Raw genomic sequence first — 22,635 nt, 5'->3', positions numbered from 1 at the left:
CGGGATCGGTTCCCGCCCGGGGCGGCTTCGCGCCGCGCGACGTGCTCGACATCCGTTACGCTACGCGCGCCCCAGGGCAGCAGAATTACAGCGCCGCGTTTTATAGCAGCGCGACCACCTCGTCGAGCGTCGGCGCATGCGCGCCGGCGTGGCCGCAAGCCGCCGCGCCGGCCGCGAGCGCAAACGCGAGATGCTCGGGCCACCCGCGTTGCGGCGCGCTCATCAGGCTGAACAGCAGACCGCCGATCGACGCATCGCCCGCGCCGACCGTATCGACCACTTCGACGCGCGGCGGTTTCGCCTCGATCAGCGCGGCGCCTTCTAGCAGCATCGCCGCTTCGGGGCCGCGCGTGACGAGCACGGTGGCGGCGGGATTCATCGCGCGCAGTTGCGCGAGCGCGGCGGCTTCATCGCTGGTCTTGAAGATCATGCGCAGGTCTTCGTCCGATACCTTGATCAGATCCGCAAGCGCGGCCATCTTACGCAGCGTCGGCTCGTAGCCGTGCTCCATCAGGTTGCGATAGTTCGGATCGAAGCTGATCTTCACGCCGTGCGAACGCAACTCGGCGGCGAGCTTCGCCAGTGTGTCGCCGAGCGGCTGACGCACGAGGCTGATGCAGCCGAAGTGCGCCCACTTCACCGCGTTCATCCAACCGGCGGGCAGCTTCGCCGGATCGAACGCGAGGTCGGCGCCGTTCTCGCCCATGAAGAAGTACGCGGGCGGATGCGTCTGATGCACGATCGCGAGCAGCGGCGGGCGCTCGACGCGCTGCAGGAAGCGCATGTCGAGGCCGGCCGCGACGCTCGCGTCCCACAGCTCGTCGGAAAAGTTATCGACGCCGAGCGAGCCCGCGCTCGCGGTCGGCAGGCCGAGCCGGGCGACGCAGCGCGCGACGTTCCAGCCCGCGCCGCCCGGACGCGACAGCCAGTGCGATGCGCCGGTGCGCACGAGATCGGTCAGGATGTCGCCGGCGGATATGAAAACGGGGAGTTCGGTCGTCGCGTTCATTGTGCTTTCTCCGCGGAAGCCGCTGCGGCGGGAGCGGCTGATTCAACCGCAGCGTTTTCGCCGAGCGCATGGGCGAGCACTTCGTAGCACGCGCCCATCGTGTGATAGTCGGTCTTGCCGGCCGGGCTCTTTTCGTCGCTGTACTTGCGGTTGTCGCAGGTCAGGATGCGATACCAGGCGCCGTACCTGTGATCGACGAAGTGCGTCCAGCTATAGCGCCAGATCTCGTCGTACCAGTCCCAGAAGCGCTCGTTGCCGGTGCGCTTGCCGAGCAGCGCGGCGGTCGCGAACGTTTCGGCCTGCACCCAGAAGTACTTGTCGTGATCGCACACGGTGCCGTCGGGGCCAAAGCCGTAGTAGAGGCCGCCGTGGTCTTCGTCCCACGCGTGCGTCATCGCGGCGTCGAACAGTTCGATCGCGCGCGGCAGCAGCCACGGCAGCGGACGGAAGCGTTCGAGAATCAGCAGCAGCTTCGCCCATTCGGTCTGATGACCGGGCTGAAAGCCCCACGGACGGAAGATGTTCGAGCTGTCCTCTTCGTTGTAGTGCCAGTCGACCGACCAGTCCGCGTGAAAGTGCTCCCACACGAGCCCTTGCGACAGCTTCGCCTGGCGCAGCGTGATATTCGACGCGACGCGCTCGGCGCGATCGAGATACACCAGATGACCGGTCGCTTCGTGCGCGGCGAGCAGCGCCTCGGTCGTATGCATGTTCGCGTTCTGCCCGCGATACGTGCTGACACGCCAGTCGGCCGACGCGTCGTCGGCATAGAGGCCGGCGGCGGCGTCCCAGAAGCGGTGCTCCATCAACTCGAAGGTCGCGCCGATCATCGGCTTCGCTTCCTCGATGCCGGCCATCGCCGCGTGCGAGTACGCGAGCAGCACGAACGCGAGGCCGTAGCAGTGGCGCGTCGCGTCGAGCGTGCGCTGTTTGCCGTCGCGCCATTCGATTTCCCAGTCGTAGCCCTCGTGCTGCGAGTCCCAGTGCGCGTCGCGCAGAAAGCGCAGGCCGTGGCGCGTGTATTCGAGGTGCTTCGGGTCGCCGAACTGCCGGTACGCCATCGCGTAGTTGAACACGTAGCGGCAACTGCTGACCAGGTGGCGCGTGGTGCGGTTGTAGATCGAACCGTCGTCGCGGAAGAAGTGGTAGAAGCCGCCGCTCGGGTCGAGCACGTTCGGCGCGTAGAAGCGCAGCGTGTCCTCGATGTGCGTGAGCAGAAACTCGCGCTTGCGGAAGCTGGCGACCGGCGGCGCCTTCGCCGCGTCGGTGGAAAGTTGAAGCGGATCGGTTAGCGTCATGGAGTTTTCACCAAAGTACTGGCACGGGCAACGAGTTGAACGGGCAAGCGGACTTCGAGTTCGGCGGGTGAGTCTTCGAGCAGCAGTTCGACCCCGCGTCGGCCGAGCGCTTCCTTGTCGACCGCGATCGTCGATAGCGGCGGGGTAGCGTGGGCGGCGGCGGGGATGTCGTCGAAACCGATGATCGCGATGTCGTCGGGCACGCTGAGGCCGCGCGCGAGGCACACGCGCAGCGCGGCAAGCGCGGCGGCGTCGTTGAATGCGAATACGGCGTCGGGGCGCGGGCCCGGCGCGTCGAGCAGGCGCTGCATCGCGCGCGCGGCGCCGGTGTCGGGATCGAGCCCGGCGTCGATGTTCACTTCGAGCGACGGATCGAACAGCAGTCCCGCTTCGAAGAACGCGCGCCGGTAGCCGAGCGCGCGCTCGGCGATGCTGAAATGCGCGAGCGAGCCGCCGATGAACGCGACGCGCTTGCGCTGCTGCGCGAACAGATGGCGCATCGCGAGCGTGGCGCCGCCGGCGTTGTCGAGATTGACCGAGCGCAAGCCCGGCGACCATAGATCGATCAGCACCAGCGGGCGTTGCATCGCGACCAGCGTGGCGAGCGTTTCGGGCTCGACGAAGCCGGCGATCGCGACGGCGTCGGGCGCGTGCAGGCGCATCTGATGAATTACGTCCTCGGTCGGCCCGGCAGTCAGTACCGACGGCACGATGCCGCGCTCGCGGCACGCGTCTTCGACACCGTGTAGCACGTGCGAGAAGAACGGGCTCGCGGCGAAGTTGTTGTGCTGACGATGCAGCAGGAAAGTTAGCCGGCGGATGCGCGGACGCAACTGCGCCGGGTCGTAGCCGAGCTGGCGCGCCGCTTCGACGACGCGCTCGCGCGTGGCCTCGGAAAGGCCCGGCTGATTCTTGAGCGCGCGCGACACGGTGCCGATCGAAACGCTGGCCGCGCGGGCGACGTCGCGGATGGTTGTGGCCATCGAATGAAGCTGCCGCGCGAGGCGAGGCAGCACGGGTTCAGGTCGGGCGATTGTATAGTAAAACGCAGCTGAAGCTGCCCGCAAAACGCCCGTATGATACCCGTAAATACCCGTATTTTATGGACTTATTTGAAATTAAAGTGTTTAGTAAAAACAACTAAACACCACGCGGGATGCCGTTTTCGAGACGGTTCGAGAATCGTCCTATGCCATCCGGCCGAGGCGACAGCGAGAGCGTTTGCGCGTGAAATAACGACAAAGGCCAGTGAAGAGCCAAAAGAAAAGCCGCCCGAAGGCGGCTTGCTTTACACGATCAAAACGACGCTCAGGGAGGGCGCTTATGAATGTCCTGTTTGCATTGCGTGTGTTTTCAACGGCGCGCGACGGCGGCGGCGGGTCGCCGCGCCGCGGCATTGTTCTCGCCGCTGAGGTCGCGGGCGCCCCAGCGTTGCGCGAGCGCGGCGCAGACCATCAGCTGGATCTGGTGGAACAGCATCAGCGGCAGCACCACGGCGCCGACCGCATGCGACGCGAAGATCACTTTGGCCATCGGCACGCCGGCGGCGAGGCTCTTCTTCGAGCCGCAGAAGATGATCGTGATCTGGTCCGCGCGGTTGAAGCCGAGCCGCTTGCTCGCGAAGATCGTCACGGCCAGCGCGAGCGCGAGCAGCACGGCGTTTACCACGACGAGGCCGCCGAGCGCCGACAGCGGAATCGTGTGCCACAGGCCTTCGGTGACGGCCTCGCTGAACGCGCCGTACACCACGAGCAGGATCGAGCCCTGGTCGACGAACTTCAGCACGCCGCGATTCTTCTCGATCCACTTGCCGATCAGCGGGCGCAGCAGTTGGCCGGCAACGAACGGCACGAGCAGTTGCAGCACGATGTTGCCCATCGTATGCCACGGCGACGCACCGCCGCTCGCGGCCTGATTCGTCACGATGACGCTGACGAGTGCTGGAGTGACGAAGATGCCGAGCAGGCTCGAGGCGGACGCGCTGCATACCGCGGCCGGCACGTTGCCCTTGGCAATGGACGTGAACGCGATCGACGACTGGACCGTCGATGGGAGCGTGCAGAGGAAGAGGACGCCGGCGTAGAGCGACGGCGTGACCAGCGGCGAGAGGACCGGTTTAAGCGCGAGGCCGAGCAGCGGAAACAGCGCGAACGTGCTCAGCAGCACCACGACGTGAAGGCGCCAGTGCGTCGCGCCCGCAATGATCGCCTCGCGTGACAGCTTGGCGCCGTGCAGGAAGAACAGCAGGCCGACCGCGATGTTCGTCACCCAGTCGAACCCCACGGCGGCCTGTCCATGAACGGGCAGGAAGCTGGCGAGGATCACGGTGCCGACGAGGCACAGGGTGAAGTTATCGGGCAGGAATTTCGCGCGGGCCATGTCGCAATCTCGATTCAATGAGGCGGTGTAAGCATGGGACGGGCCTGTCAGGGCGGGGTCCATGCCAATGGAAAGCGGCTATTGTTGTCGAAAACCGATTGAAAACGCAAATTCATTTGCCGAATCGATTAATGAGATTTGCGCATTGACTCCCCAATCAGGCCGAGCCCATTTGAGCGACGTGCCAGGTTTCAGTATTGGCGAGGTGCTTTCCCGCGACAAACCGTTTAACCGTTGACGTTGCAAGCGCCGTTTATTTGCGACAACCGGCGCCCGCGCGGACCAGGCGAAAACGCCGGCCAGCAAGCCGCCGAGGCGCGTCCGCATGAGGGCTCCGGCGCGGAAAAACGCCGCAGTAACAGGGTGTTACATCCACCGACGAGACCTAACACTTTTTGGCTCGACACCCTCTGCCCTCGACCATAAATTACTCGTTCAAACGCCGCAGGGATGCCCTGCGCCGCGACACGAACGCGGCGCTTTTCTCCTCCCGCAACAGGTCCATCGCAGCTCGAACGGTGGATTTCAGGCAAGTCTTCGGGCGTGAGAGTCACAAGGTGGACGGGTTGTCGAGAACGAGGCACTGGGCGTGGGGCGCGGTCATCGCCGTGCTGTGCTCGTTCGCCTATGCGAAGGGGACGGATGGGCCGCATGGCGGCGGTGCCGCCGCGGGCGGCGCTTATTCGCGCGACGCTGCCGGGCGCGCACCGCGCATGGAGATGCGTGGCGACGGCCGTTATTCCGGTGCGGGCGGCGCACCTGCTCCGCGCGGCTCGCACAATGCGACGGCTTCTCATGACGCACGCGCGCAGCGCGGCAGCCCGAGTATCGCGGACGCCAATTTCGGTTACGGCTTCGGCAGCTACAAGTCCGGCATGCGCCGTGTCGGCGATCCGTCCAGCTATGCGGGCGCGATTACGCCGGTCAGCGCGGAGTCGCGTCCGGTGCCGCATCCCCCGTCCAACATGCCGATACGCAACGGCTCGATCCGCGCCGACGTCGCCCGTTACAACGAAGAGCGTGGCGCAGCGCGCCCGATGCAACGCCCCGCCGACGATCCGCGGCAGCCGGGCGGTTCACCGTATCGGAATTAGCTGAGCGCGATTTCGCAAACCACCTAACCGCGACAACCGCGGTCCCGAAACCCGTCTTCCAGATCCCTTCCCGCGATCCCTCGCGCGGCTTCGCGCGCCTCCCTCTGCGCCGTAGCCCCGAATCTGACGTTTCGACGCCACACTTTTTTGAAAACACTCGGCATCCAAGTACCGGTCAGCGTCAAATCTTGGCATTCTGCCGCGTCGCGTCATCGGCCCGTCATTTAAGGCGTTCACGCACGCTGTGGCGCGCCGTTCGCCGCATGCCGCATTGCGTCCAGGGGGCGGCGCCAGTCCGCTCTGAAGCGTCGTATCAAGCCGATAACCGACCAAACTAATCAGACCGATATACCCGCAATAAGCAGCGATATTTTTGTTTATAAAAATGGTCCGCAAAGATGGAACCCGCCCAGATTGACTCGACGATCGAACGGATAACAACAACGTTTCGCGCGAGCTCCCCCTTTCGCACAGCCACACCCTTTTGACAAAAATTGGAGAATCCATGAACACAAGCCTCAGCAGCGCGCTGAAGACTACTCTCAAGGCCACCGCATGCGTCGCCGCGCTGGCGGGCGCGTCGTCGGCGTTCGCGCAATCGAGCGTGCAGCTCTACGGCCAGGTCGACGAATGGGTCGGCTCGCAGAAGTTTCCGGGTGGCAAGACCGCGGTGGTCGTGTCGGGCGGTGGCATGTCGACGTCGTACTGGGGCTTCAAGGGGACCGAGGATCTGGGCAACGGCTACAAGGCGATCTTCACTATCGAAGGCTTCTTCCGCGCGCAAACCGGCGAGTACGGCCGCTTCACTGGCGACACGACGTTCTCGCGCAATGCTTACGTCGGCATCGAATCGCCGTACGGCACGGTGACCGCCGGCCGTCTGACTACGCCGCTGTTCGTGTCGACGATCCTGTTCAACCCGTTCGTCGATTCGTACTGGTTCTCGCCGATGGTCTATCACGTGTACCTCGGCCTGGGCACGTTCCCGACCTACACGACCGACCAGGGCGTGACCGGCGACTCCGGCTGGAACAACGCGGTGTCGTACGCGACGCCGAACTTCAACGGTCTGTCGGCGACGGCGATGTACGCGCTCGGCAACACGACCCAGAACGGCGCGAAGAAGTGGAGCGGCCAGGTGCTGTACTTCCACGGGCCGTTCGCGGCGACCGCGGTGTACCAGTACGTGAACTTCAACAACGTGCCGGGCGACCTCGGCAGCTTCGAAACGTCGGGCGTGCCGGGTCTGCGCAGCCAGAGCGTCGCGCAGGCGGGCGTGTCGTACGACCTGAAGTTCGTCAAGCTGTACGGCCAGTACATGTACACGTACAACGACCAGCAGGTCACGAGCTGGCACGTCAACACGGGACAGGGCGGCGTCACGGTGCCGTTCGGGCCGGGCACGGTGATGGCGTCGTATGCGTATTCGCGTAACGGCGGCGGTTCTAACCAGACGCGCCAGACGGCGGCGGTCGGCTACGACTATCCGCTGTCCAAGCGCACCGATGTCTATGCCGCGTACCTGTATGACCACATCACCGGTCAGTCGAGCGGCAATACATATGGCGCGGGGTTGCGCGCGAAGTTCTGATCTCGGCCCACGGTGTCACCGCAAAGCCCGCGTTCCGCCCGGAACGCGGGCTTTGTCGTTTTCGGTTGCCGCCGAATACAAGCGTTTGCTGCCGTCTTTTTGATAAACCCGGCAAAATGACGTCGATTGATTCCTGAAGCGAGCGACTGAGATGGACACCCTCGTCAGCATGAAAGTGTTTCGCCACGTGGTCGAAGCCGGCAGTTTCGTCGGCGCGGCGGAGAAGATGGAGATGTCGGCGGCGATGGCGAGCAAGCACGTGATGCATCTGGAGCAGCAGCTCGGCGCGCGGCTCCTGAACCGCACCACGCGCCGCGTCGCGCCGACCGAGGCAGGCCGCGAGTACTACGAGCGGCTGAGTCAGGCGCTCACCGAGCTCGACGAAGCCGGCCAGGCGGTCGGCGCGGCAAGCGTCGTGCCGCACGGGCGGCTGCGGGTGTCGTCGCTGTCGGCGTTCGGCCTGAATCACGTGATGGCCGCGGTCGCGGACTACGCCGCGCAGTACCCGCAGGTCACCGTCGATATGACACTGTCCGACCGCGTCGTCGAGCTGATCGACGAGGGCTTCGACGTCGCGATCCGCGCGTCGCCTGGCGGGCTCAAGTCGTCGTCGCTGATCGCGCGGCAGATCGCGACCGCGCATCTGGTGCTGTGCGCATCGCCCGCCTATCTGCGCAAGCATGGCACGCCGAAGAGCGTCGCCGATCTCGCGCGCCACAACTATCTGCAGTACGCGGGCGTATCGGCGCTCGAAGTCGCGACCGGCGACGCGGGCTCGCGTGTGCGCCTGTCGGGCAACCTGATCGTCAATCAGCTCGAGGCGCAGCGCGTGGTCGTGCTGCATGGCGCGGGCATCGCGATGCTGGGCACCGAGGTGATCGGCAGCGATCTCGCCGAAGGGCGGCTCGTGCCGCTGCTCGTCGACCAGGTGCCGCCGCGGGAGCTGCCGATCCACGTCGTCTACACGAGCCGACGGCATCTATCGGCCAAGGTGCGCTCATTCGTCGATTTTCTGGCGGCGCGGTTCGCAAGCGAATCGCTGTGGCCGTCGCTCGACGAGATCAAGGCGTTGGCGGTGCGGTAGCGTTTCGCGAAGCACCGAACCTACGTCGCCAATCGCCCGCCCCGCGCCCCGGCGCCGTGTTACCCCATTTCTATATACTGACTGTGAACACCCGTCAGGCAAATGATCTGGGGGAGACATGACCGATCTGTCCACGCCGCAGCGTGCCGGCAGCCACAAGCTGCCCGCGGGCCGGCGCTTGCGCTTCGTCACCGCCGCCGCGCTGTTCGACGGCCACGACGCGTCGATCAACATCATGCGGCGCATCCTGCAGGCAAGCGGCGTCGAGGTGATCCACCTCGGCCACAACCGCTCCGTCGCCGAAGTCGCGACTGCCGCGCTCAACGAGGACGCCGACGGCGTCGCCGTGTCGAGCTATCAGGGCGGCCACAACGAATACTTCCGCTACCTGGTGGATTTGCTGCGTGCAAGCGGCGGCGAGCGCATCAAGGTATTCGGCGGCGGCGGGGGCGTGATCGTCCCCGAGGAAATTGCCGCGCTCGAACGCGACGGCGTCGAAAAAATCTATTCGCCGCACGACGGTCAGCGGCTCGGTCTGCAAGGCATGATCGATGACATGATCGCCCGCTGCGTCGAAGGGGCGCGCGCGGCCGACGCGGCGCGGCCGACGCCGGTGCGCGAATGGCTCGCCGAGCTGGCCGCGCGGCCATTGCCGCGTTGCGGTGAGGCCCATGCTCCGCACGCTGGCACTGCTCCTGGCTCGCACCCCGCCGATCCCGCCGCGCCGATCTTCCGCCGCCTCGCGCAACTGATCAGCGCGTTCGAAACGAACAGCGTCGACGCCGCCGCGCGCGACCAGCTAGCGACGCTCGCGCAAGCGCCACGCATCCCGGTGCTGGGCATCACCGGCACCGGCGGCGCGGGCAAGTCGTCGCTGACCGACGAGCTGATCCGCCGTTTCCGGCTCGATTACGGCGACACGCTGAACATCGCCGTGCTCGCGATCGATCCGTCGCGCCGAAAATCCGGCGGCGCGCTGCTTGGCGACCGCATCCGCATGAATGCGATCGGCGATTGGGGCGGCGGCGCCCGCATCTATATGCGCTCGATGGCGACGCGTGAGGCATCGACCGAACTCTCCGATTCGCTACCCGCCGCGCTGATGCTGTGCAAGGTGGCGGGCTTCGATCTGATCGTCGTCGAGACTTCGGGGATCGGTCAGGGCGATGCGGCGATCGTGCCGTTCGTCGACGAATCGCTGTACGTGATGACGCCGGAGTTCGGCGCCGCGAGCCAGCTAGAGAAGATCGACATGCTCGACTTCGCGAGCTTCGTCGCGATCAACAAGTTCGATCGCAAGGGTGCGCAGGATGCGCTGCGCGACGTCGCGAAGCAGGTGCAGCGCAATCGCGGGGACTTCGCGACATCGCCCGACGCGATGCCGGTGTTCGGCACGATCGCGTCGCGCTTCAACGACGACGGCGTGACCGCGCTGTACCGGCGCATCGCTAATGCGCTGCGCACGCATGGCCTGCGCGAGGGCGGCGCACGGCTCGGCGCGACCGAAGGCCTGCGCTTTTCGAGCAACCTGCATGCGATCGTGCCGCCCGCGCGCGTGCGCTATCTGGCCGACATCGCGCAGACGGTACGCGGCTATCGAGCGCGGGCCGACGCGCAGGCGCAAATCGCGCGGGAACGCTGGCAGATCGTCGAGACGCGCCGCATGCTCGGCGAGGCGGGCAGCGACGGCTCGTCGCTCGATGCGCTGATCGACCAACGCGACGCCGCCCTCGGCGAGCGCGAACGCAAGCTGCTCGACGCGTGGCCGCAAACGGTGGCCGCCTATGCGGGCGACGAACATGTGGTGCGCATCCGCGAGCGCGAAATCCGCACCGCGCTGACGGTCACGACGCTGTCCGGCTCCGAAATCCGCAAAGTGTCGCTGCCGAAATTCGTCGATCACGGCGAGATCCTGCGCTGGCTGATGCTCGACAATCTGCCCGGCTATTTCCCATTCACCGCTGGCGTGTTTCCGTTTCGTCGCGAGAACGAGGACCCGACGCGCATGTTCGCGGGCGAGGGCGATCCGCAGCGCACGAATCGTCGCTTCAAGTTGCTGTCGGAAGGCATGCCGGCCAAACGGCTATCCACCGCGTTCGACTCGGTGACGCTTTACGGTGAGGAGCCGCACGAGCGCCCGGACATCTACGGCAAGGTCGGCAATTCGGGTGTGTCGGTCGCGACGCTCGACGACATGAAGACGCTGTATGACGGCTTCGATCTGTGCTCGCCGGATACGTCGGTCTCGATGACGATCAACGGCCCCGCGCCGACGATCCTCGCGATGTTCTTCAACGTCGCGATCGACCAGCAGATCGCGCTGGGCGAGCAACAGCAAGGCCGCCCGTTGACCGAAGCCGAACTCGCGGCAACGCGCCGCGCCGCGCTCGAAAACGTGCGCGGCACCGTGCAGGCCGACATCCTGAAGGAAGACCAGGGGCAGAACACCTGCATCTTCTCGACCGAGTTCAGCCTGAAGGTGATGGGTGACATTCAGGCGTATTTCGTCGAACACGGCGTGCGCAATTTCTATTCGGTGTCGATTTCCGGCTATCACATCGCCGAGGCCGGCGCGAACCCCATCTCGCAGCTCGCGTACACGCTCGCGAACGGCTTCACCTACGTCGAGGCGTATCTTGCGCGCGGCATGTCGATCGACGACTTCGCGCCGAATCTGTCGTTCTTCTTCTCGAACGGCATGGACCCGGAGTACGCGGTGCTCGGCCGCGTCGCGCGACGCGTCTGGGCGGTCGCGATGCGCGAGCGCTATGGCGCGAACGAGCGCAGTCAGAAGCTCAAGTATCACGTGCAGACGTCGGGCCGCAGCCTGCACGCGCAGGAGATCGATTTCAACGACATCCGCACGACGCTGCAGGCGCTGATCGCGATCTACGACAACTGCAACTCGCTGCACACCAATGCGTTCGACGAAGCGATCACGACGCCGACCGAGGAATCGGTGCGCCGCGCAGTTGCGATCCAACTGATCATCAATCGCGAATGGGGGCTCGCGAAGAACCAGAATCCGAATCAGGGCAGCTTCGTGATCGATGAATTGACCGATCTGGTCGAGGAGGCTGTGCTCGCCGAGTTCGAGCGGCTGACAGAGCGCGGCGGCGTGCTCGGCGCGATGGAAACCGGCTATCAGCGCGGACGGATTCAGGACGAGTCGATGCTGTACGAGCATCGCAAGCATGACGGCTCGTATCCGATCGTCGGCGTGAACACGTTCCTGAGCGCGCATCCGCATGAAGCGCCGCGGCCGCTGGTGCTCGCGCGTTCCACCGACGCGGAGAAGCAGAGTCAACTGCGGCGGTTGCGCGACTTCCAGACGCGCCACCGCGAGGCCGCGCCCGAGGCGCTCGAACGCCTGAAGCGCGCGGTGATCGACGACGGCAACGTGTTCGCGGTGCTGATGGACGTGGTGCGCGTGTGTTCGCTCGGGCAGATCACCCACGCGCTGTTCGAGGTGGGTGGGCAGTATCGGCGGAATATGTAGGCCGCGAGCGGGCGCCCCGGCCCGCTCCGTTCTTCACCTCAGCGCGCGATGCCGAGCCGCGCCTTCGCATCGTCGTATTCGTTCTTCAGACGCCGCACGAGTTCGGCGACGTCCGGCACGTCGTCCATCAGGCCGACGCCCTGGCCCGCGCCCCAGACGTCCTTCCACGCCTTCGCCTTGTCGCCGCCGAAGTTCATCCTGGTCTTGTCCGATTCGGGCAGCGCGTCGGGATCGAGGCCCGCGTTCGTAATGCTCTCGCGGATGTAGTTCCCGTGAACGCCGGTGAACAGATTCGTGTAGATGATGTCCGACGCCTTCGCATTGATGATCGCCTGCTTGTAGCTGTCGACCGCGTGCGCCTCTTTGGTCGCGATGAAGCGCGTGCCCATGTACGCGAGGTCCGCGCCCATCGCCTGCGCGGCGAGAATCGAGCCGCCGTTCGCGATCGAGCCCGACAGCACGATCGGACCGTCGAAAATGCGCCGCACCTCGCCGACCAGCGCGAACGGCGAGGTGGTGCCCGCGTGGCCGCCCGCGCCCGATGCGACCAGAATCAGCCCGTCGACGCCGGCTTCCAGCGCCTTCTGCGCATGACGCAGATTGATCACGTCGTGCAGCACGATGCCGCCGTAGCTATGCACCGCATCGACGATCTCGCGTGCCGGCGCGCGCAGGCTGGTGATGAAGATCGGCACCTTGTGCTCGACGCAGACGCGCACGTCGTGCTCGAGCCGCTCATTCGACTGATGAACGATCTGATTGACCGCGATCGGGCCGATCACCGCATCCGGGTTCGCGGCCTTGTGCCCGGCGAGTTGCGCCTGGATCTGCGTCAGCCATTCGTCGAGCAGCTCGGCCGGACGCGCGTTGAGAGCAGGGAACGAGCCGACGATACCGGCCTTGCACTGCGCCAGCACGAGTTCGGGATAGCTGACGATGAACATCGGCGAAGCGACGACGGGCAGCGCGAGGTTTTGCAGAACGGCGGGCAATGCCATGGTGCGAGTCTCCAGGTTGGGCCAACCGGTGCGACGTGCGCCCGGCGAATAGATGAATGAGTTTAGCGGCACACGGCTTGCGGCGTGTTGACCGGCGAATGCGTGTGGCAGTCGAACGAAACCGGCATGCCGAAGTCGCGCCAAACATTTAAGAACGGTCGTTCGATTATAGGCGAAGTGGGCGACCCGCGCGCGGTAGGCCCGTTTGGAACGGTTCGAAGGAGTATTCAGGTTCCATGTCTGCGTGGGATATCCCACCTCGCACGGACCTGTTGGCCTTCTACAATGCACGGACCTCAAACGATCAACGAGACGTCATGGCCTTCGAAAATTTCACGTCTTTTCGCGTCGCCGTGGGCGATGTCGACATTTTCGGAGTGAAGGGCGGCGCCGGGCCGCCTCTGCTTCTGCTGCACGGCCATCCGCAATCGCATCTGATCTGGGAACGCTGCGCCGCGCCGCTCGCGCAGCACTTCACGGTGATCGCAACCGATCTGCGCGGCTATGGCGCGTCGGGCAAACCGCCGAGCGATGCCGCGCACGCACCGTATTCGAAACGCGTGATGGCCGCCGACCAGGTCGCGGTGATGCGCCACTTCGGCTTCGAGCGCTTCCTCGTCTGTGCGCACGATCGCGGCGCGCGCGTCGCGCACCGGATGGCGCTCGATCATGCCGAGGCGGTCGAGCGTTTGATGCTGCTCGATATCGCGCCGACACTCGCGATGTACGAAGCCACCGACCGCGCGTTCGCAACGCACTACTTCCACTGGTTCTTCCTGATCCAGCCCGAGCCGCTGCCCGAAACGTTGATCGGCGCAAATCCGGCCGCCTATGTCGACGCGGTGATGGGCGGACGTCACGCGGGTCTCGCACCGTTCGATCCCACCGCGCTCGACGCGTATCGGGCGGCGCTCGCAAAACCGGGTGCGGTGCACGCGATGTGCGAGGACTATCGCGCGTCGGCGGGCATCGACCTCGAACATGATCGCGCCGATATCGAGCGCGGCAACAAGATCGGCTGTCCGCTGCGGGTGCTGTGGGGCGACAAGGGCGTGATCGAAAAATGCTTCGATGCGCTCGACGAATGGCGGCATGTCGCGCGCGACGTGAGCGGCCGCGCGCTATCGTGCGGGCACTATCTGCCCGAGGAAGCGCCGGACGAACTGGTCGCCGAGATGCTGTCGTTTTTCGAGACGCTCGAACAATAAGCGCCGGGCTGCTTCGCGCGACCTTCGTTTGACCTGCGATGGACCTTCGTTAGCCGAGTGGCGGCAGCCGTCGCGCGACCGGCGTCGACTTGACGATCGCCGTGCTGGTCTCCGCGCGCTCGGTCACTTTCGACAGGATCTCGTCGAGCTGCTCGATCGAATGCAGGTACAGGCGGCAGATGAAACAGTCGTCGCCGGTCACCTTGTCGCATTCGACGAACTCCGGAATGCGCCGGATCACTTCCTCCACCAGATGCAGCTGCCCGGGCAGCGGCTTCACGCGCACTATCGCCTGCAGCGTGAAGCCGAGCGCGCGCGGATCGATCTGCACGGCGAAGCGCTCGATCACGCCCTGCGCTTCGAGCCGCCGCACGCGTTCGGCGGTGCTGGGCGCCGATAAGCCGACGACGCGCGCGAGTTCGCTGACCGGCTGACGCGCGTCCTGCGCGAGCGCGGCGAGCAATGCGCGGTCGGTTTCGTCGAGTGCGACCGGGGCGATCGATGCAAGGCGTTTGCTCATGACGGCCTTCGTTTATGAGGTGAAAATGCGGTAACGCTTAAGTTTAGCCATGTATTCGCGCGGGTGGATTAATTACACTGCCAGTTATGCAGTCACAATCCGGGATCGAATCATGGCTTCAAACAACGCTTCCGTCACGACCTCGAGCAGTTCGCCCAGCAACATCCGCCGTGGCGCGGCGGAGATGAGCATCGCGATGCTGATGTCGGGCACGATCGGCTGGCTCGTCGTGTCGTCGCAGCAAAGCCCCTTCAATGTGGTGTTTTTCCGCTGCATTTTCGGCGGCGCGACGCTCGCGCTCGTGTGTGCCGTACTCGGCCTGTTCCGCCGCGAGCTGTTTTCGTGGAAGATGCTGAGCCTCGCGTTGCTCGGCGGCGCGGCGATCGTCGTGAACTGGGTATTGCTGTTCGCCGCGTATTCACGCGCGTCGATTTCGATGGCGACGGCCGTCTACAACACGCAGCCGTTCATGTTGGTCGGGCTCGGCGCGCTGGTGTTTCGCGAGCGCATCAGCGCATCGACGATTGCGTGGCTCGTGGTCGCGTTCGTCGGCCTCGTGTTCGTCGTGAAGGTCGAGCCGGCCGTGCTCGCGGTGCCGGGGCAGTATCTGGTCGGCGTCGCCTATGCGGTCGGCGCGGCGGCGATGTACGCGGTGTCGTCGATCATCACGAAGCGGCTGAAGGGCACGCCGCCGCATCTGCTCGCGCTGATCCAGGTATCGCTCGGCGTGCTGTTGCTCGCGCCGTTCGTACGCTTCGACGCGTTGCCGGCAAACGGCGCGCAGTGGCTCGAACTGATCGTGCTCGGCGTCGTCCATACCGGTCTCATGTACGTTCTGTTGTATGGCGCGATCCAGAAGCTGCCGACGTCGATGACAGGCGCGTTGTCGTTCATCTATCCGGTGGTCGCGATCATCGTCGACCGGCTTGCGTTCGGACAGACGCTCGCATGGATTCAGGTGCTCGGCGCCGCGCTGATTCTACTGGCGGCGGCGGGCGTCAATCTCGGGTGGCGGATCGTGCCGCAGAGAAAGCGCCTATCGTCCACGTAGTGCCGATTCGACATTCAATCGGATATTGCTACGGATTCCGGAATAACGCGCAAGCGTTCAAGCGCCTAACGCCGTTTGATGACAGATCGTGTATGCCTTCGTAAAACGTGGCGTCAAATTTCCGTAGGGAAATCACCGATGCGATGCAAAAACCCACACGCGTATCATTGGTAGCGACGCTGATCACGTCCAACAGATGTTCCGCCGCTCGCTTCGTCGAGCGGCTTTCTTTTTGTGGGAACGGTTTTGCGTTCCGGTGCGCTTTTCCGCCGCACGGGCCAATCACACGTTCAAGGCCGCGCGAGAATGCGCGTGCCGTCCACTTCGAGCGGTCCACCGTTCGCCGCGAGTTCCCCGATCATTCCCTTCAGCAACGCTGGCCATTCGCCGCGCGGCTTCAGCATCGACGCGGCGGAGCGCATCACGGCCGCGTCGTCGAGCATGCGCAAAAGCGTGTCCACACTCATCTCGCGGACTTCGAGCAGCTTGAATACGATCAGCACCTTCAGCGCGTTCCTTGCGTTGCGCGCGGGATCGGCGCGCAACCAGGCGACGCGCGACATCGCGCGTTCGAGCGCCGCTTCGACGTGCGTGAACGGTGCGCCGTGGCCTGGGATGACGACGCGCACGTCGAGCGTTGCGATCAGGTCGAGCACGGCCTGCTGCTCGGCGAAGCCGCTTTCGCCTTCGAGTTCGGGAAAGATCACACCGAAGCCGTTTTCCCATAGCGCGTCCGCGCTGATCAGCAAGCGTTCGTCCGCGCAATAGAGCATCAGCGAATGCGGATCGTGGCCCGGCGCGCCGAGCACCTGCCAGTCGAGCGCGCCGAGCCGCAAGCGCGCGCCGGGCGCGAGCGTGCCAGTAAAACCGAAGCGTTCGCAGGTTTGACCGGTCGCGCGAAAGGTGAGGCGCATTTCGTCCCAGTCGCGCACGGCATCGGCTTCGGATGACGGAATCAGCGTGCGGCACGGCCACGTTGCCTGCAACAGTGCGTTGCCGCCGCAATGATCCGAATGCAGGTGCGTGTTGACGATCAGATCGAGCGGCCGCGTGCGCAACGCATTGCGTACCAGCGCGACCGTTTGCGATGCGTGCGTCGCATAGCCGGTATCGAGGAGCGCCGCGCATCTGTCGTCAATGAGCAGCACGTTGTTCGACGACAGCCAGCCGCGCTCGAACATCTGGATCGATGCGGGCAGTGCGATCATGGTGCGACCGTTCTCGCTTGCGCGTCCACGACCGCGTCGGGCTTCGGCATCACGAGGATCGTCGAGGTACCCGTCAACATCAGCTCGCCGCGCTGATTGACCACCGAACCTTCGAGATAGGTCAGATCGCCGTTCAGGCTCGGCTTCCAGTGAGCGTCGTGCACGCGCCACGTGATCGTCAGCGTGTCGTGCGCCTGCACTGCCTTCTTCAGCTTGATATCGAATTCGAGGCCGAGCGGTTGCGCGTAAGTAGAGAAATGCGTGGCGAGCAGCGCCATGAAATACGCGGTGGGTTGCGTGCCCGATGCGATCAAGCCTCCAAAGCGGCTTTGCGCGGCGTACGCTTCATCGTGATGCAACGGGTTCAGATCGACGACGAGCGTCGCGAACGATTTGATCGAATCCACCGACAACTCGAGCGTCGAACTGAACGTCTCACCGGGCGACACGATGCGAGGCGCGGCGTTCATTGCTTCTCCTTCGTCGTCGATGTCGTGCGCAGCGCCATTAACGTCGCGTGGCGCACTTCGATCGCGTCCCACACCGCGCGCTTCGCGTCGTTGTCGAGCGTCGACCAGCCGGCGATTTCGTCGATTGTGCGCAGGCATCCTTCGCACCAGCCGGTCGATGCATCCATCCTGCACACGCTGATGCACGGCGATCGCACGCAACCGCCGTCGTCCCTGTCGTCGTAATCGTTGCCGCTCCCCATCGTGTTCAGGCCGGCTCGCGCAACGCGACATCGACGACCGGCGCGCCTGTGAGCGAGATCAGCTCCTGCGCGGTCAGATTGAACACCGCGTGCGGATGACCGGCGGCCGCCCACAGGCTCTCCAGCTCGAGCAAATCCGCATCGATCAACGTGACAGGCTCGGTCGCGTGACCGACCGGGCACACGCCACCGATCGCATAGCCGGTCTTTTCGCGCACGAACTTCGCGTCCGCGCGGCCGATCTCGCCGACCTGCGCGGCCACTTTCTTTTCGTCGACGCGATTCGCGCCGCTCGCGATCACGAGCACCGGCGTGTCGTCTTCGCGGCGCCGGAACAGGATTGACTTCGCGATCTGCGCGACCAAGCAGCCGAGTCCGGCGGCCGCTTCGGCGGAAGTCTTGCCGGTTTCCGGCAGCATCACGATTCGCCCCGCGTGACCGCGTTCGCGCAGCAGCAGCGCGACGCGGCGTGCCGAGTCGGGCAGCGCGGCGAGATCGTCGGAGTCGAAGGACGCGAGGTCGTTCATCGTTGGGGATCCTGATTGAAAATGGATAGAGCGTTTATACGCAGGTATTCGCTTCGCTACGGGCCTTCGCGAGCAGCGCTTTACCGGCGCGCGACACGTTGGGCCGGCCGATCGCGGTCGAAATGAAGTCGCCGATTTCGACCACCTGGGCGAGGTCGATACCGGTCTCGATGCCGAGGCCGTTCATCAGATACAGCACGTCTTCGGTCGCGACGTTGCCGGTCGCGCCCTTCGCATACGGGCAACCGCCGAGCCCCGCGACCGACGCGTGAAAAATCTCGACGCCTTCGAGCAGCGCCGCGTAGATGTTCGCGAGCGCCTGGCCATAGGTGTCGTGAAAGTGTCCCGAGAGATGCTCGCGCGGAAATACTTCGGTCACGGCCTCGAACACTTCGCGGGTGCGCTTCGGCGTGCCGACGCCGATCGTGTCGGCGATATCGATCTCGTCGCAGCCGAGCGCCGCGAAGCGCTTGACGACGTCGACGACCGACGCGACCGGCACTTCGCCCTGGTACGGGCAGCCGAGCGCGCACGACACGCTGCCGCGAATCCGCAGCTTATGTTGTTTCGCCGCCGCGGCGACTGGCGCGAATCGCTCGATGCTCTCCGCGATGCTGCAGTTGATGTTCTTCTGCGAGAACGCCTCGCTCGCCGCGCCGAAGATGACGATCTCGTCGGCGCGCGCGGCGAGCGCGCCTTCGAAACCGCGCAGGTTCGGCGTCAGCACCGAGTAAATCGTGCCGTCGCGGCGCTCGATGCCGGCCATCACGTCGGCGCCGTCGGCCATCTGCGGCACCCATTTCGGCGACACGAACGACGCTGCCTCGACGTTGCGGAAGCCCGCCGCCGCCAGACGGTTGATCAGCTCGATCTTGGTCGCGGTCGGCACGAATTCCTTCTCGTTCTGCAGCCCGTCGCGCGGACCCACTTCGACAATTTTCACTTGCTTCGGTAAGGCCATGATGTGTCTCCGATCCGATGCGGTTTTATCGCTGTCCCATCCGGGATGGGGGCTGCCGCGTTGCTGCAGTTCAATTCAGCCCGCACGCCTGCGACGCGTGCGGGCGCGGGTTTCACTCAGTAGCCGCGTTCCAGTTGCACTGCGCCGCTCACCTGCTCACCGCGCATCATCGCGCCGATCTTGTCCGCGACCTGCGCGACGCTGTCCTCGCGCAACGTCAGCGCCGACGTGTGCGGCGTGATCGTGATGCGCGGCTCGCGCCAGAAAGGATGATCGGCGGGCAGCGGTTCCTCGCGGAACACGTCGAGCGTCGCGGCGGCGAGCTGGCCGCTCGCGAGCGCAGCGAGCAGATCCGCTTCGACGAGATGCGCGCCGCGCGCGACGTTGATCAGATATGCGCCGCGCGCGAGCTTCGCGAAGACTCGCGCATTCAGCACGCTTTCGGTTTCGGGTGTATGCGGCAGCAGATTGACGAGCACCTTCGCGCCGTCGAGGAAGCTATCGAATTGCGCGTCGCCGGCGAACGTCGCGATGCCATCGATCTGCTTCTCGCCGCGACTATAACCGCGCACCGGCAGGCCGAACGAAGCGAGCGTTTGCGCGACCTGCGTGCCGAGCACGCCGAGCCCGAGCACAGCCACCGTGAACGTTGCGCGCGGATGCGGCTCGAGCACTTTCCAGCGGCGCTCGCCTTGCAGCACCTGATATTCGTCGAAGCGGCGCAGATAGCGCAGCACCGCATGCGTCACGTACTCGGCCATCTGCGCGCCCATGCCGGTATCTTCGAGGCGAATCAACGGCACCTCGGGCGGCAACGTGCCTGGATGCGCGCGTTCGAGCGCGAGAATCGCATCGACGCCAGCGCCGAGATTGAAGATCGCGCGCAGCGTATTGCGTCCGGCCAGCATCTCGCGCGGCGGACGCCAGACCACCGCGAAATCGGCTGGGCCGGTGTCGCCGGGCTTCCATTCGCGCAGCTCGGCGGCGGGCAGAGCGCGCGCAAAGTCGTGCAGCCACGCGGCGGCTTCGGTGTGCGGTGCGTAGAAGAGTATTTTCATGCGGTCCGGAATGCGTCGGCGTCGATGTGGGCATGAGCGGGACGGACCCGGAGCGCGCGACGGCAATCGGACGACGCGTGCGGCATCGGGTCTCCTCCCGGTATGAATAGGCTTCATTCTACTTTTTCGACGCGAATCGCGCGCGTTTGCGCACGCACGTGCGCTTCGAGATGGATGCCGTGGTGGGCGTCGAGTTCGCGCGTACCCGCGCATTTCTTCGTTTGCCCGATAACGAAAGCACAAAAACTTGGTTCATCGATGCGCGACCGAGCGGGACAATGATTGCCTGGATTCCTTGCGCAGCGAGGCACGCACATGCTTTCATGCACCCGATCGAGCTGGCTGCCACGGCTCGTCACCGTTCCCGGCTTGCACGGCAGCGAAGGCGCGCATTGGCAAACATGGCTGGAGCGGCAGTTCGCGCACTCGTTGCGCGTCGAGCAGGCCAACTGGGACGCGCCCGATCTCGCGCGATGGGCGAAGTCGTTGTGCGATCTACTCGCGCGCGAACGCGGTCCATTCGTGCTGGCTGCGCATAGCTTTGGCTGCCTCGCGACCGCGCATGCATTGCAGCAGGGCGCGCTCGCCAGCGAGGTGGTCGGCGTGCTATTCGTCGCGCCTGCGAGTCCGCGCAGGTTCGAATTCGCGGGACCGTTCGACGCGCGACGTCTGGGCGTGCCGTCGATCCTGATCGGCAGCGAAACCGATCCGTGGATGACGCTCGCCGACGCGCGCAATCTTGCGCAGCGTCTCGGCAGCGCGTTCGTCAATCTCGGCGACGCGGGGCATATCAACACGGCGGCGGGGTTCGGACCGTGGCCGCGCGCGAAGTATTTCGTCGATACGCTCGTGCATTGCGCGGCGCCGCTGCGCTTTCGCGAAGAGGCGATCGAAACCGCGTCGCATGCGCTCGTGTGAGCGGTGTCGATCGTCGATAAGGTCGTCGACAAGCGTGGCACGCGCAAGCAAGCGCAGGCATATCTCGACTATCTGTCGTCGCCGGCCGCGCAGGAGATCATCGCTCAGCATCATCTGCGTCCGCGCGACATGAACCTGCTTGCGAAGCACGCGGCCGAGTTCAAGCCGATCAAGACGTTCACGGTGGAGGAGATGTTCGGCAACTGGCAAAAGGCGCAGGACACGCACTTCTCCGATGGGGGGACGTTCGATCAGATTATTGTTGATCGGAAGTAAGCGCCGGGTTTTGCGTCAAAAGAAAAGGCTGCCTCGCAAAACGAGGCAGACTTTTCTATTCGCACACGCCTGGCGCATGCGACATATCGACGAAACAGTTCCGCGACTCAATTCGCCACGCTGTGATCCCCATGCCCATGCGCACACCCATGCTCGCCCCCACTCTGCTCGACCGGCATCTGCTGCGCAGCCTCAGCGCGAATCCCCAGGCGCGCGAGCAGCTTGCGATCCGCTTCCGCCTGCGGGTTGCTCGTGGTCAGCAACTGATCGCCGTAGAAAATCGAATTCGCGCCCGCGAGGAAGCACATTGCCTGCAACGCCTCGTCCATCTGCTCGCGGCCGGCTGACAGACGCACCATCGCGCGCGGCATCGTGATGCGCGCAATCGCGATCGTGCGCACGAATTCGAACGGATCGATCGCTTCGGTCCCGGTCAGCGGCGTGCCTTGCACCTGCACCAGATTGTTGATCGGCACCGATTCCGGATACGGCTCCATGTTCGCGAGCTGCGCGATCAGCCCCGCGCGCTCGCGGCGCGATTCGCCCATACCGACGATGCCGCCGCAGCACACGTTGATGCCCGCGTCGCGCACGCGTTCGAGCGTGTCGAGCCGATCCTGATACGTGCGCGTCGAAATGATCTGGCCGTAGAACTCCGGCGACGTATCGAGATTGTGGTTGTAGTAGTCGAGGCCCGCATCGCGCAGCGCCTGTGCCTGGTGCGTTTCGAGCATGCCGAGCGTCACGCAGGTTTCGAGGCCCATCGCCTTCACGCCGCGGATCATGTCCTTGATCGGCTCCAGGTGGCGGTCCTTCGGATTGCGCCACGCGGCGCCCATGCAAAAGCGCGTCGCGCCGTTCTGCTTTGCGACCTGCGCGGCGGCGAGCACTTCGTCGACCGGCATCAGCTTGTCGGCCACGAGACCCGTGTCGTGATGCACCGATTGCGGACAGTATGCGCAATCCTCCTCGCAGCCGCCGGTCTTGATCGACAGCAGCGTCGACAGTTGCACCGCATTGGCGTCGAAATGCTCGCGATGCGTTTGCTGCGCGCGAAACAGCAGGTCGTTGAACGGCAGTTCGTACAACGCGACGATATCGGCGACGCGCCAGCGCGCGAGCGGCTTCGCTTCAGTGGCGGCTGCGGTCGGATTGCTGTTGGCGGCGCTCGGTTCGGCGGTGCCCGCTGCGATATTCAGTTGTGTCATGTGATCGATCCTCGTAAACGGATGAATTTGGGTTCG

At 64.9% G+C, this 22,635-nt stretch carries 21 protein-coding genes and 1 pseudogene; 8 read left to right on the top strand and 14 right to left on the bottom strand.

What is annotated here, in order from left to right; genetic code table 11:
- Positions 1-100: 100 nt before the first annotated feature.
- The 5 genes from OKW45_RS31380 to OKW45_RS31360 all read right to left on the bottom strand — a co-directional run bounded on the left by OKW45_RS31380 (position 101) and on the right by OKW45_RS31360 (position 5,013).
- The gene (locus OKW45_RS31380) at positions 101-1,009 is read right to left on the bottom strand and encodes a carbohydrate kinase family protein (RefSeq protein WP_429472874.1); all 909 of its coding nucleotides are present in this window, start codon (positions 1,007-1,009) and stop codon (positions 101-103) included.
- Entirely contained in the window at positions 1,006-2,307 is a 1,302-nt protein-coding gene (locus OKW45_RS31375; protein ID WP_429472873.1) for an AGE family epimerase/isomerase, read from the bottom strand. The genes OKW45_RS31380 and OKW45_RS31375 overlap by 4 nt, the downstream gene beginning before the upstream one ends.
- Positions 2,304-3,290 carry a LacI family DNA-binding transcriptional regulator gene (locus tag OKW45_RS31370; RefSeq protein ID WP_018419214.1) on the bottom strand — a complete coding sequence of 329 codons (987 nt, stop codon included), beginning with the start codon at positions 3,288-3,290 and terminating at the stop codon, positions 2,304-2,306. The genes OKW45_RS31375 and OKW45_RS31370 overlap by 4 nt, the downstream gene beginning before the upstream one ends.
- A 370-nt stretch (positions 3,291-3,660) precedes the next feature.
- Positions 3,661-4,686, bottom strand: coding sequence for a bile acid:sodium symporter family protein (locus tag OKW45_RS31365; RefSeq protein WP_018419215.1), 1,026 nt, complete (start codon positions 4,684-4,686; stop codon positions 3,661-3,663).
- Between the two features lie 78 nt (positions 4,687-4,764).
- The gene (locus OKW45_RS31360; protein WP_429472872.1) at positions 4,765-5,013 is read right to left on the bottom strand and encodes a hypothetical protein; all 249 of its coding nucleotides are present in this window, start codon (positions 5,011-5,013) and stop codon (positions 4,765-4,767) included.
- A gap of 230 nt (positions 5,014-5,243) precedes the next feature.
- Here OKW45_RS31360 and OKW45_RS31355 point away from each other — a divergent pair, with 230 nt between their 5' ends.
- The 4 genes from OKW45_RS31355 (at position 5,244) to icmF (ending at position 11,954) form a co-directional block, all read left to right on the top strand.
- Positions 5,244-5,780, top strand: a complete 537-nt coding sequence (locus OKW45_RS31355) for a hypothetical protein (RefSeq protein ID WP_035470529.1) — start codon at positions 5,244-5,246, stop codon at positions 5,778-5,780.
- A gap of 505 nt (positions 5,781-6,285) precedes the next feature.
- A complete protein-coding gene (locus OKW45_RS31350) occupies positions 6,286-7,371 on the top strand; it encodes a porin (protein ID WP_018419217.1) in 1,086 nt (361 codons plus the stop codon).
- Positions 7,372-7,522: 151 nt separating this feature from the next.
- On the top strand, positions 7,523-8,455 hold the full coding sequence (locus tag OKW45_RS31345) for a LysR family transcriptional regulator (protein ID WP_018419218.1): 933 nt from the start codon (positions 7,523-7,525) through the stop codon (positions 8,453-8,455).
- Between the two features lie 118 nt (positions 8,456-8,573).
- Positions 8,574-11,954: a fused isobutyryl-CoA mutase/GTPase IcmF gene (gene icmF, locus OKW45_RS31340; RefSeq protein ID WP_429472871.1), complete on the top strand. Its 3,381-nt coding sequence runs from the start codon at positions 8,574-8,576 to the stop codon at positions 11,952-11,954.
- 38 nt (positions 11,955-11,992) lie between these two features.
- Here icmF and OKW45_RS31335 read toward each other — a convergent pair whose 3' ends face one another.
- The gene (locus OKW45_RS31335; RefSeq protein ID WP_429472870.1) at positions 11,993-12,952 is read right to left on the bottom strand and encodes an NAD(P)H-dependent flavin oxidoreductase; all 960 of its coding nucleotides are present in this window, start codon (positions 12,950-12,952) and stop codon (positions 11,993-11,995) included.
- Positions 12,953-13,269: 317 nt separating this feature from the next.
- Here OKW45_RS31335 and OKW45_RS31330 point away from each other — a divergent pair, with 317 nt between their 5' ends.
- Positions 13,270-14,160 (top strand): alpha/beta fold hydrolase, encoded by an 891-nt coding sequence (locus tag OKW45_RS31330; protein WP_429472869.1) that lies wholly within the window; start codon positions 13,270-13,272, stop codon positions 14,158-14,160.
- A 49-nt stretch (positions 14,161-14,209) separates the two neighbouring features.
- On the opposite strand, the gene OKW45_RS31325 is transcribed toward OKW45_RS31330, so the two are convergent.
- Positions 14,210-14,680 (bottom strand): Lrp/AsnC family transcriptional regulator, encoded by a 471-nt coding sequence (locus tag OKW45_RS31325; protein ID WP_429472868.1) that lies wholly within the window; start codon positions 14,678-14,680, stop codon positions 14,210-14,212.
- A 112-nt stretch (positions 14,681-14,792) separates the two neighbouring features.
- Here OKW45_RS31325 and OKW45_RS31320 point away from each other — a divergent pair, with 112 nt between their 5' ends.
- The gene (locus tag OKW45_RS31320; protein WP_429472867.1) at positions 14,793-15,731 is read left to right on the top strand and encodes a DMT family transporter; all 939 of its coding nucleotides are present in this window, start codon (positions 14,793-14,795) and stop codon (positions 15,729-15,731) included.
- Between the two features lie 290 nt (positions 15,732-16,021).
- Here OKW45_RS31320 and OKW45_RS31315 read toward each other — a convergent pair whose 3' ends face one another.
- The 6 genes from OKW45_RS31315 to OKW45_RS31290 all read right to left on the bottom strand — a co-directional run bounded on the left by OKW45_RS31315 (position 16,022) and on the right by OKW45_RS31290 (position 20,197).
- Positions 16,022-16,939, bottom strand: a complete 918-nt coding sequence (locus tag OKW45_RS31315; protein WP_429472866.1) for an MBL fold metallo-hydrolase — start codon at positions 16,937-16,939, stop codon at positions 16,022-16,024.
- Positions 16,936-17,409 (bottom strand): MaoC family dehydratase, encoded by a 474-nt coding sequence (locus OKW45_RS31310; protein ID WP_429472865.1) that lies wholly within the window; start codon positions 17,407-17,409, stop codon positions 16,936-16,938. The genes OKW45_RS31315 and OKW45_RS31310 overlap by 4 nt, the downstream gene beginning before the upstream one ends.
- Positions 17,406-17,651, bottom strand: coding sequence for a DUF1289 domain-containing protein (locus OKW45_RS31305; protein WP_429472864.1), 246 nt, complete (start codon positions 17,649-17,651; stop codon positions 17,406-17,408). The genes OKW45_RS31310 and OKW45_RS31305 overlap by 4 nt, the downstream gene beginning before the upstream one ends.
- Positions 17,652-17,656: 5 nt before the next feature.
- Positions 17,657-18,178, bottom strand: coding sequence for a YbaK/EbsC family protein (locus OKW45_RS31300; RefSeq protein WP_429472863.1), 522 nt, complete (start codon positions 18,176-18,178; stop codon positions 17,657-17,659).
- Positions 18,179-18,212: 34 nt separating this feature from the next.
- Positions 18,213-19,139 carry a hydroxymethylglutaryl-CoA lyase gene (locus tag OKW45_RS31295; RefSeq protein WP_429472862.1) on the bottom strand — a complete coding sequence of 309 codons (927 nt, stop codon included), beginning with the start codon at positions 19,137-19,139 and terminating at the stop codon, positions 18,213-18,215.
- A gap of 116 nt (positions 19,140-19,255) precedes the next feature.
- Entirely contained in the window at positions 19,256-20,197 is a 942-nt protein-coding gene (locus OKW45_RS31290) for a 2-hydroxyacid dehydrogenase (protein ID WP_429472861.1), read from the bottom strand.
- A 315-nt stretch (positions 20,198-20,512) separates the two neighbouring features.
- Here OKW45_RS31290 and OKW45_RS31285 point away from each other — a divergent pair, with 315 nt between their 5' ends.
- Together OKW45_RS31285 and OKW45_RS31280 are read left to right on the top strand one after the other, a co-directional pair.
- Complete coding sequence (locus OKW45_RS31285; RefSeq protein WP_429472860.1) at positions 20,513-21,115, top strand: RBBP9/YdeN family alpha/beta hydrolase; 603 nt, start codon at positions 20,513-20,515, stop codon at positions 21,113-21,115.
- Between the two features lie 3 nt (positions 21,116-21,118).
- Positions 21,119-21,391, top strand: a pseudogene (locus OKW45_RS31280) (sulfate ABC transporter substrate-binding protein); the annotation flags it as partial.
- Between the two features lie 107 nt (positions 21,392-21,498).
- Here the strand turns inward: OKW45_RS31280 and bioB are convergent.
- Positions 21,499-22,599: a biotin synthase BioB gene (gene bioB / locus OKW45_RS31275; protein ID WP_018419231.1), complete on the bottom strand. Its 1,101-nt coding sequence runs from the start codon at positions 22,597-22,599 to the stop codon at positions 21,499-21,501.
- Positions 22,600-22,635 lie beyond the last annotated feature (36 nt).

The organism is Paraburkholderia lebeckiae, from assembly GCF_050436225.1.
GTDB lineage: Bacteria > Pseudomonadota > Gammaproteobacteria > Burkholderiales > Burkholderiaceae > Paraburkholderia > Paraburkholderia tuberum.
Note: the sequence above shows the minus strand (reverse complement) of the source record. Positions and strands in the feature narration are given on the sequence as shown.

Coding starts and splice junctions, on each gene's coding strand:
- OKW45_RS31380 (WP_429472874.1), bottom strand. CDS start 1,009: ATGAACGCGACGACCGAACTCCCCGTTTTCATATCCGCCGGCGACATC.
- OKW45_RS31375 (WP_429472873.1), bottom strand. CDS start 2,307: ATGACGCTAACCGATCCGCTTCAACTTTCCACCGACGCGGCGAAGGCG.
- OKW45_RS31370 (WP_018419214.1), bottom strand. CDS start 3,290: ATGGCCACAACCATCCGCGACGTCGCCCGCGCGGCCAGCGTTTCGATC.
- OKW45_RS31365 (WP_018419215.1), bottom strand. CDS start 4,686: ATGGCCCGCGCGAAATTCCTGCCCGATAACTTCACCCTGTGCCTCGTC.
- OKW45_RS31360 (WP_429472872.1), bottom strand. CDS start 5,013: ATGCGGACGCGCCTCGGCGGCTTGCTGGCCGGCGTTTTCGCCTGGTCC.
- OKW45_RS31350 (WP_018419217.1), top strand. CDS start 6,286: ATGAACACAAGCCTCAGCAGCGCGCTGAAGACTACTCTCAAGGCCACC.
- OKW45_RS31345 (WP_018419218.1), top strand. CDS start 7,523: ATGGACACCCTCGTCAGCATGAAAGTGTTTCGCCACGTGGTCGAAGCC.
- icmF (WP_429472871.1), top strand. CDS start 8,574: ATGACCGATCTGTCCACGCCGCAGCGTGCCGGCAGCCACAAGCTGCCC.
- OKW45_RS31335 (WP_429472870.1), bottom strand. CDS start 12,952: ATGGCATTGCCCGCCGTTCTGCAAAACCTCGCGCTGCCCGTCGTCGCT.
- OKW45_RS31330 (WP_429472869.1), top strand. CDS start 13,270: ATGGCCTTCGAAAATTTCACGTCTTTTCGCGTCGCCGTGGGCGATGTC.
- OKW45_RS31325 (WP_429472868.1), bottom strand. CDS start 14,680: ATGAGCAAACGCCTTGCATCGATCGCCCCGGTCGCACTCGACGAAACC.
- OKW45_RS31320 (WP_429472867.1), top strand. CDS start 14,793: ATGGCTTCAAACAACGCTTCCGTCACGACCTCGAGCAGTTCGCCCAGC.
- OKW45_RS31315 (WP_429472866.1), bottom strand. CDS start 16,939: ATGATCGCACTGCCCGCATCGATCCAGATGTTCGAGCGCGGCTGGCTG.
- OKW45_RS31310 (WP_429472865.1), bottom strand. CDS start 17,409: ATGAACGCCGCGCCTCGCATCGTGTCGCCCGGTGAGACGTTCAGTTCG.
- OKW45_RS31305 (WP_429472864.1), bottom strand. CDS start 17,651: ATGGGGAGCGGCAACGATTACGACGACAGGGACGACGGCGGTTGCGTG.
- OKW45_RS31300 (WP_429472863.1), bottom strand. CDS start 18,178: ATGAACGACCTCGCGTCCTTCGACTCCGACGATCTCGCCGCGCTGCCC.
- OKW45_RS31295 (WP_429472862.1), bottom strand. CDS start 19,139: ATGGCCTTACCGAAGCAAGTGAAAATTGTCGAAGTGGGTCCGCGCGAC.
- OKW45_RS31290 (WP_429472861.1), bottom strand. CDS start 20,197: ATGAAAATACTCTTCTACGCACCGCACACCGAAGCCGCCGCGTGGCTG.
- OKW45_RS31285 (WP_429472860.1), top strand. CDS start 20,513: ATGCTTTCATGCACCCGATCGAGCTGGCTGCCACGGCTCGTCACCGTT.
- bioB (WP_018419231.1), bottom strand. CDS start 22,599: ATGACACAACTGAATATCGCAGCGGGCACCGCCGAACCGAGCGCCGCC.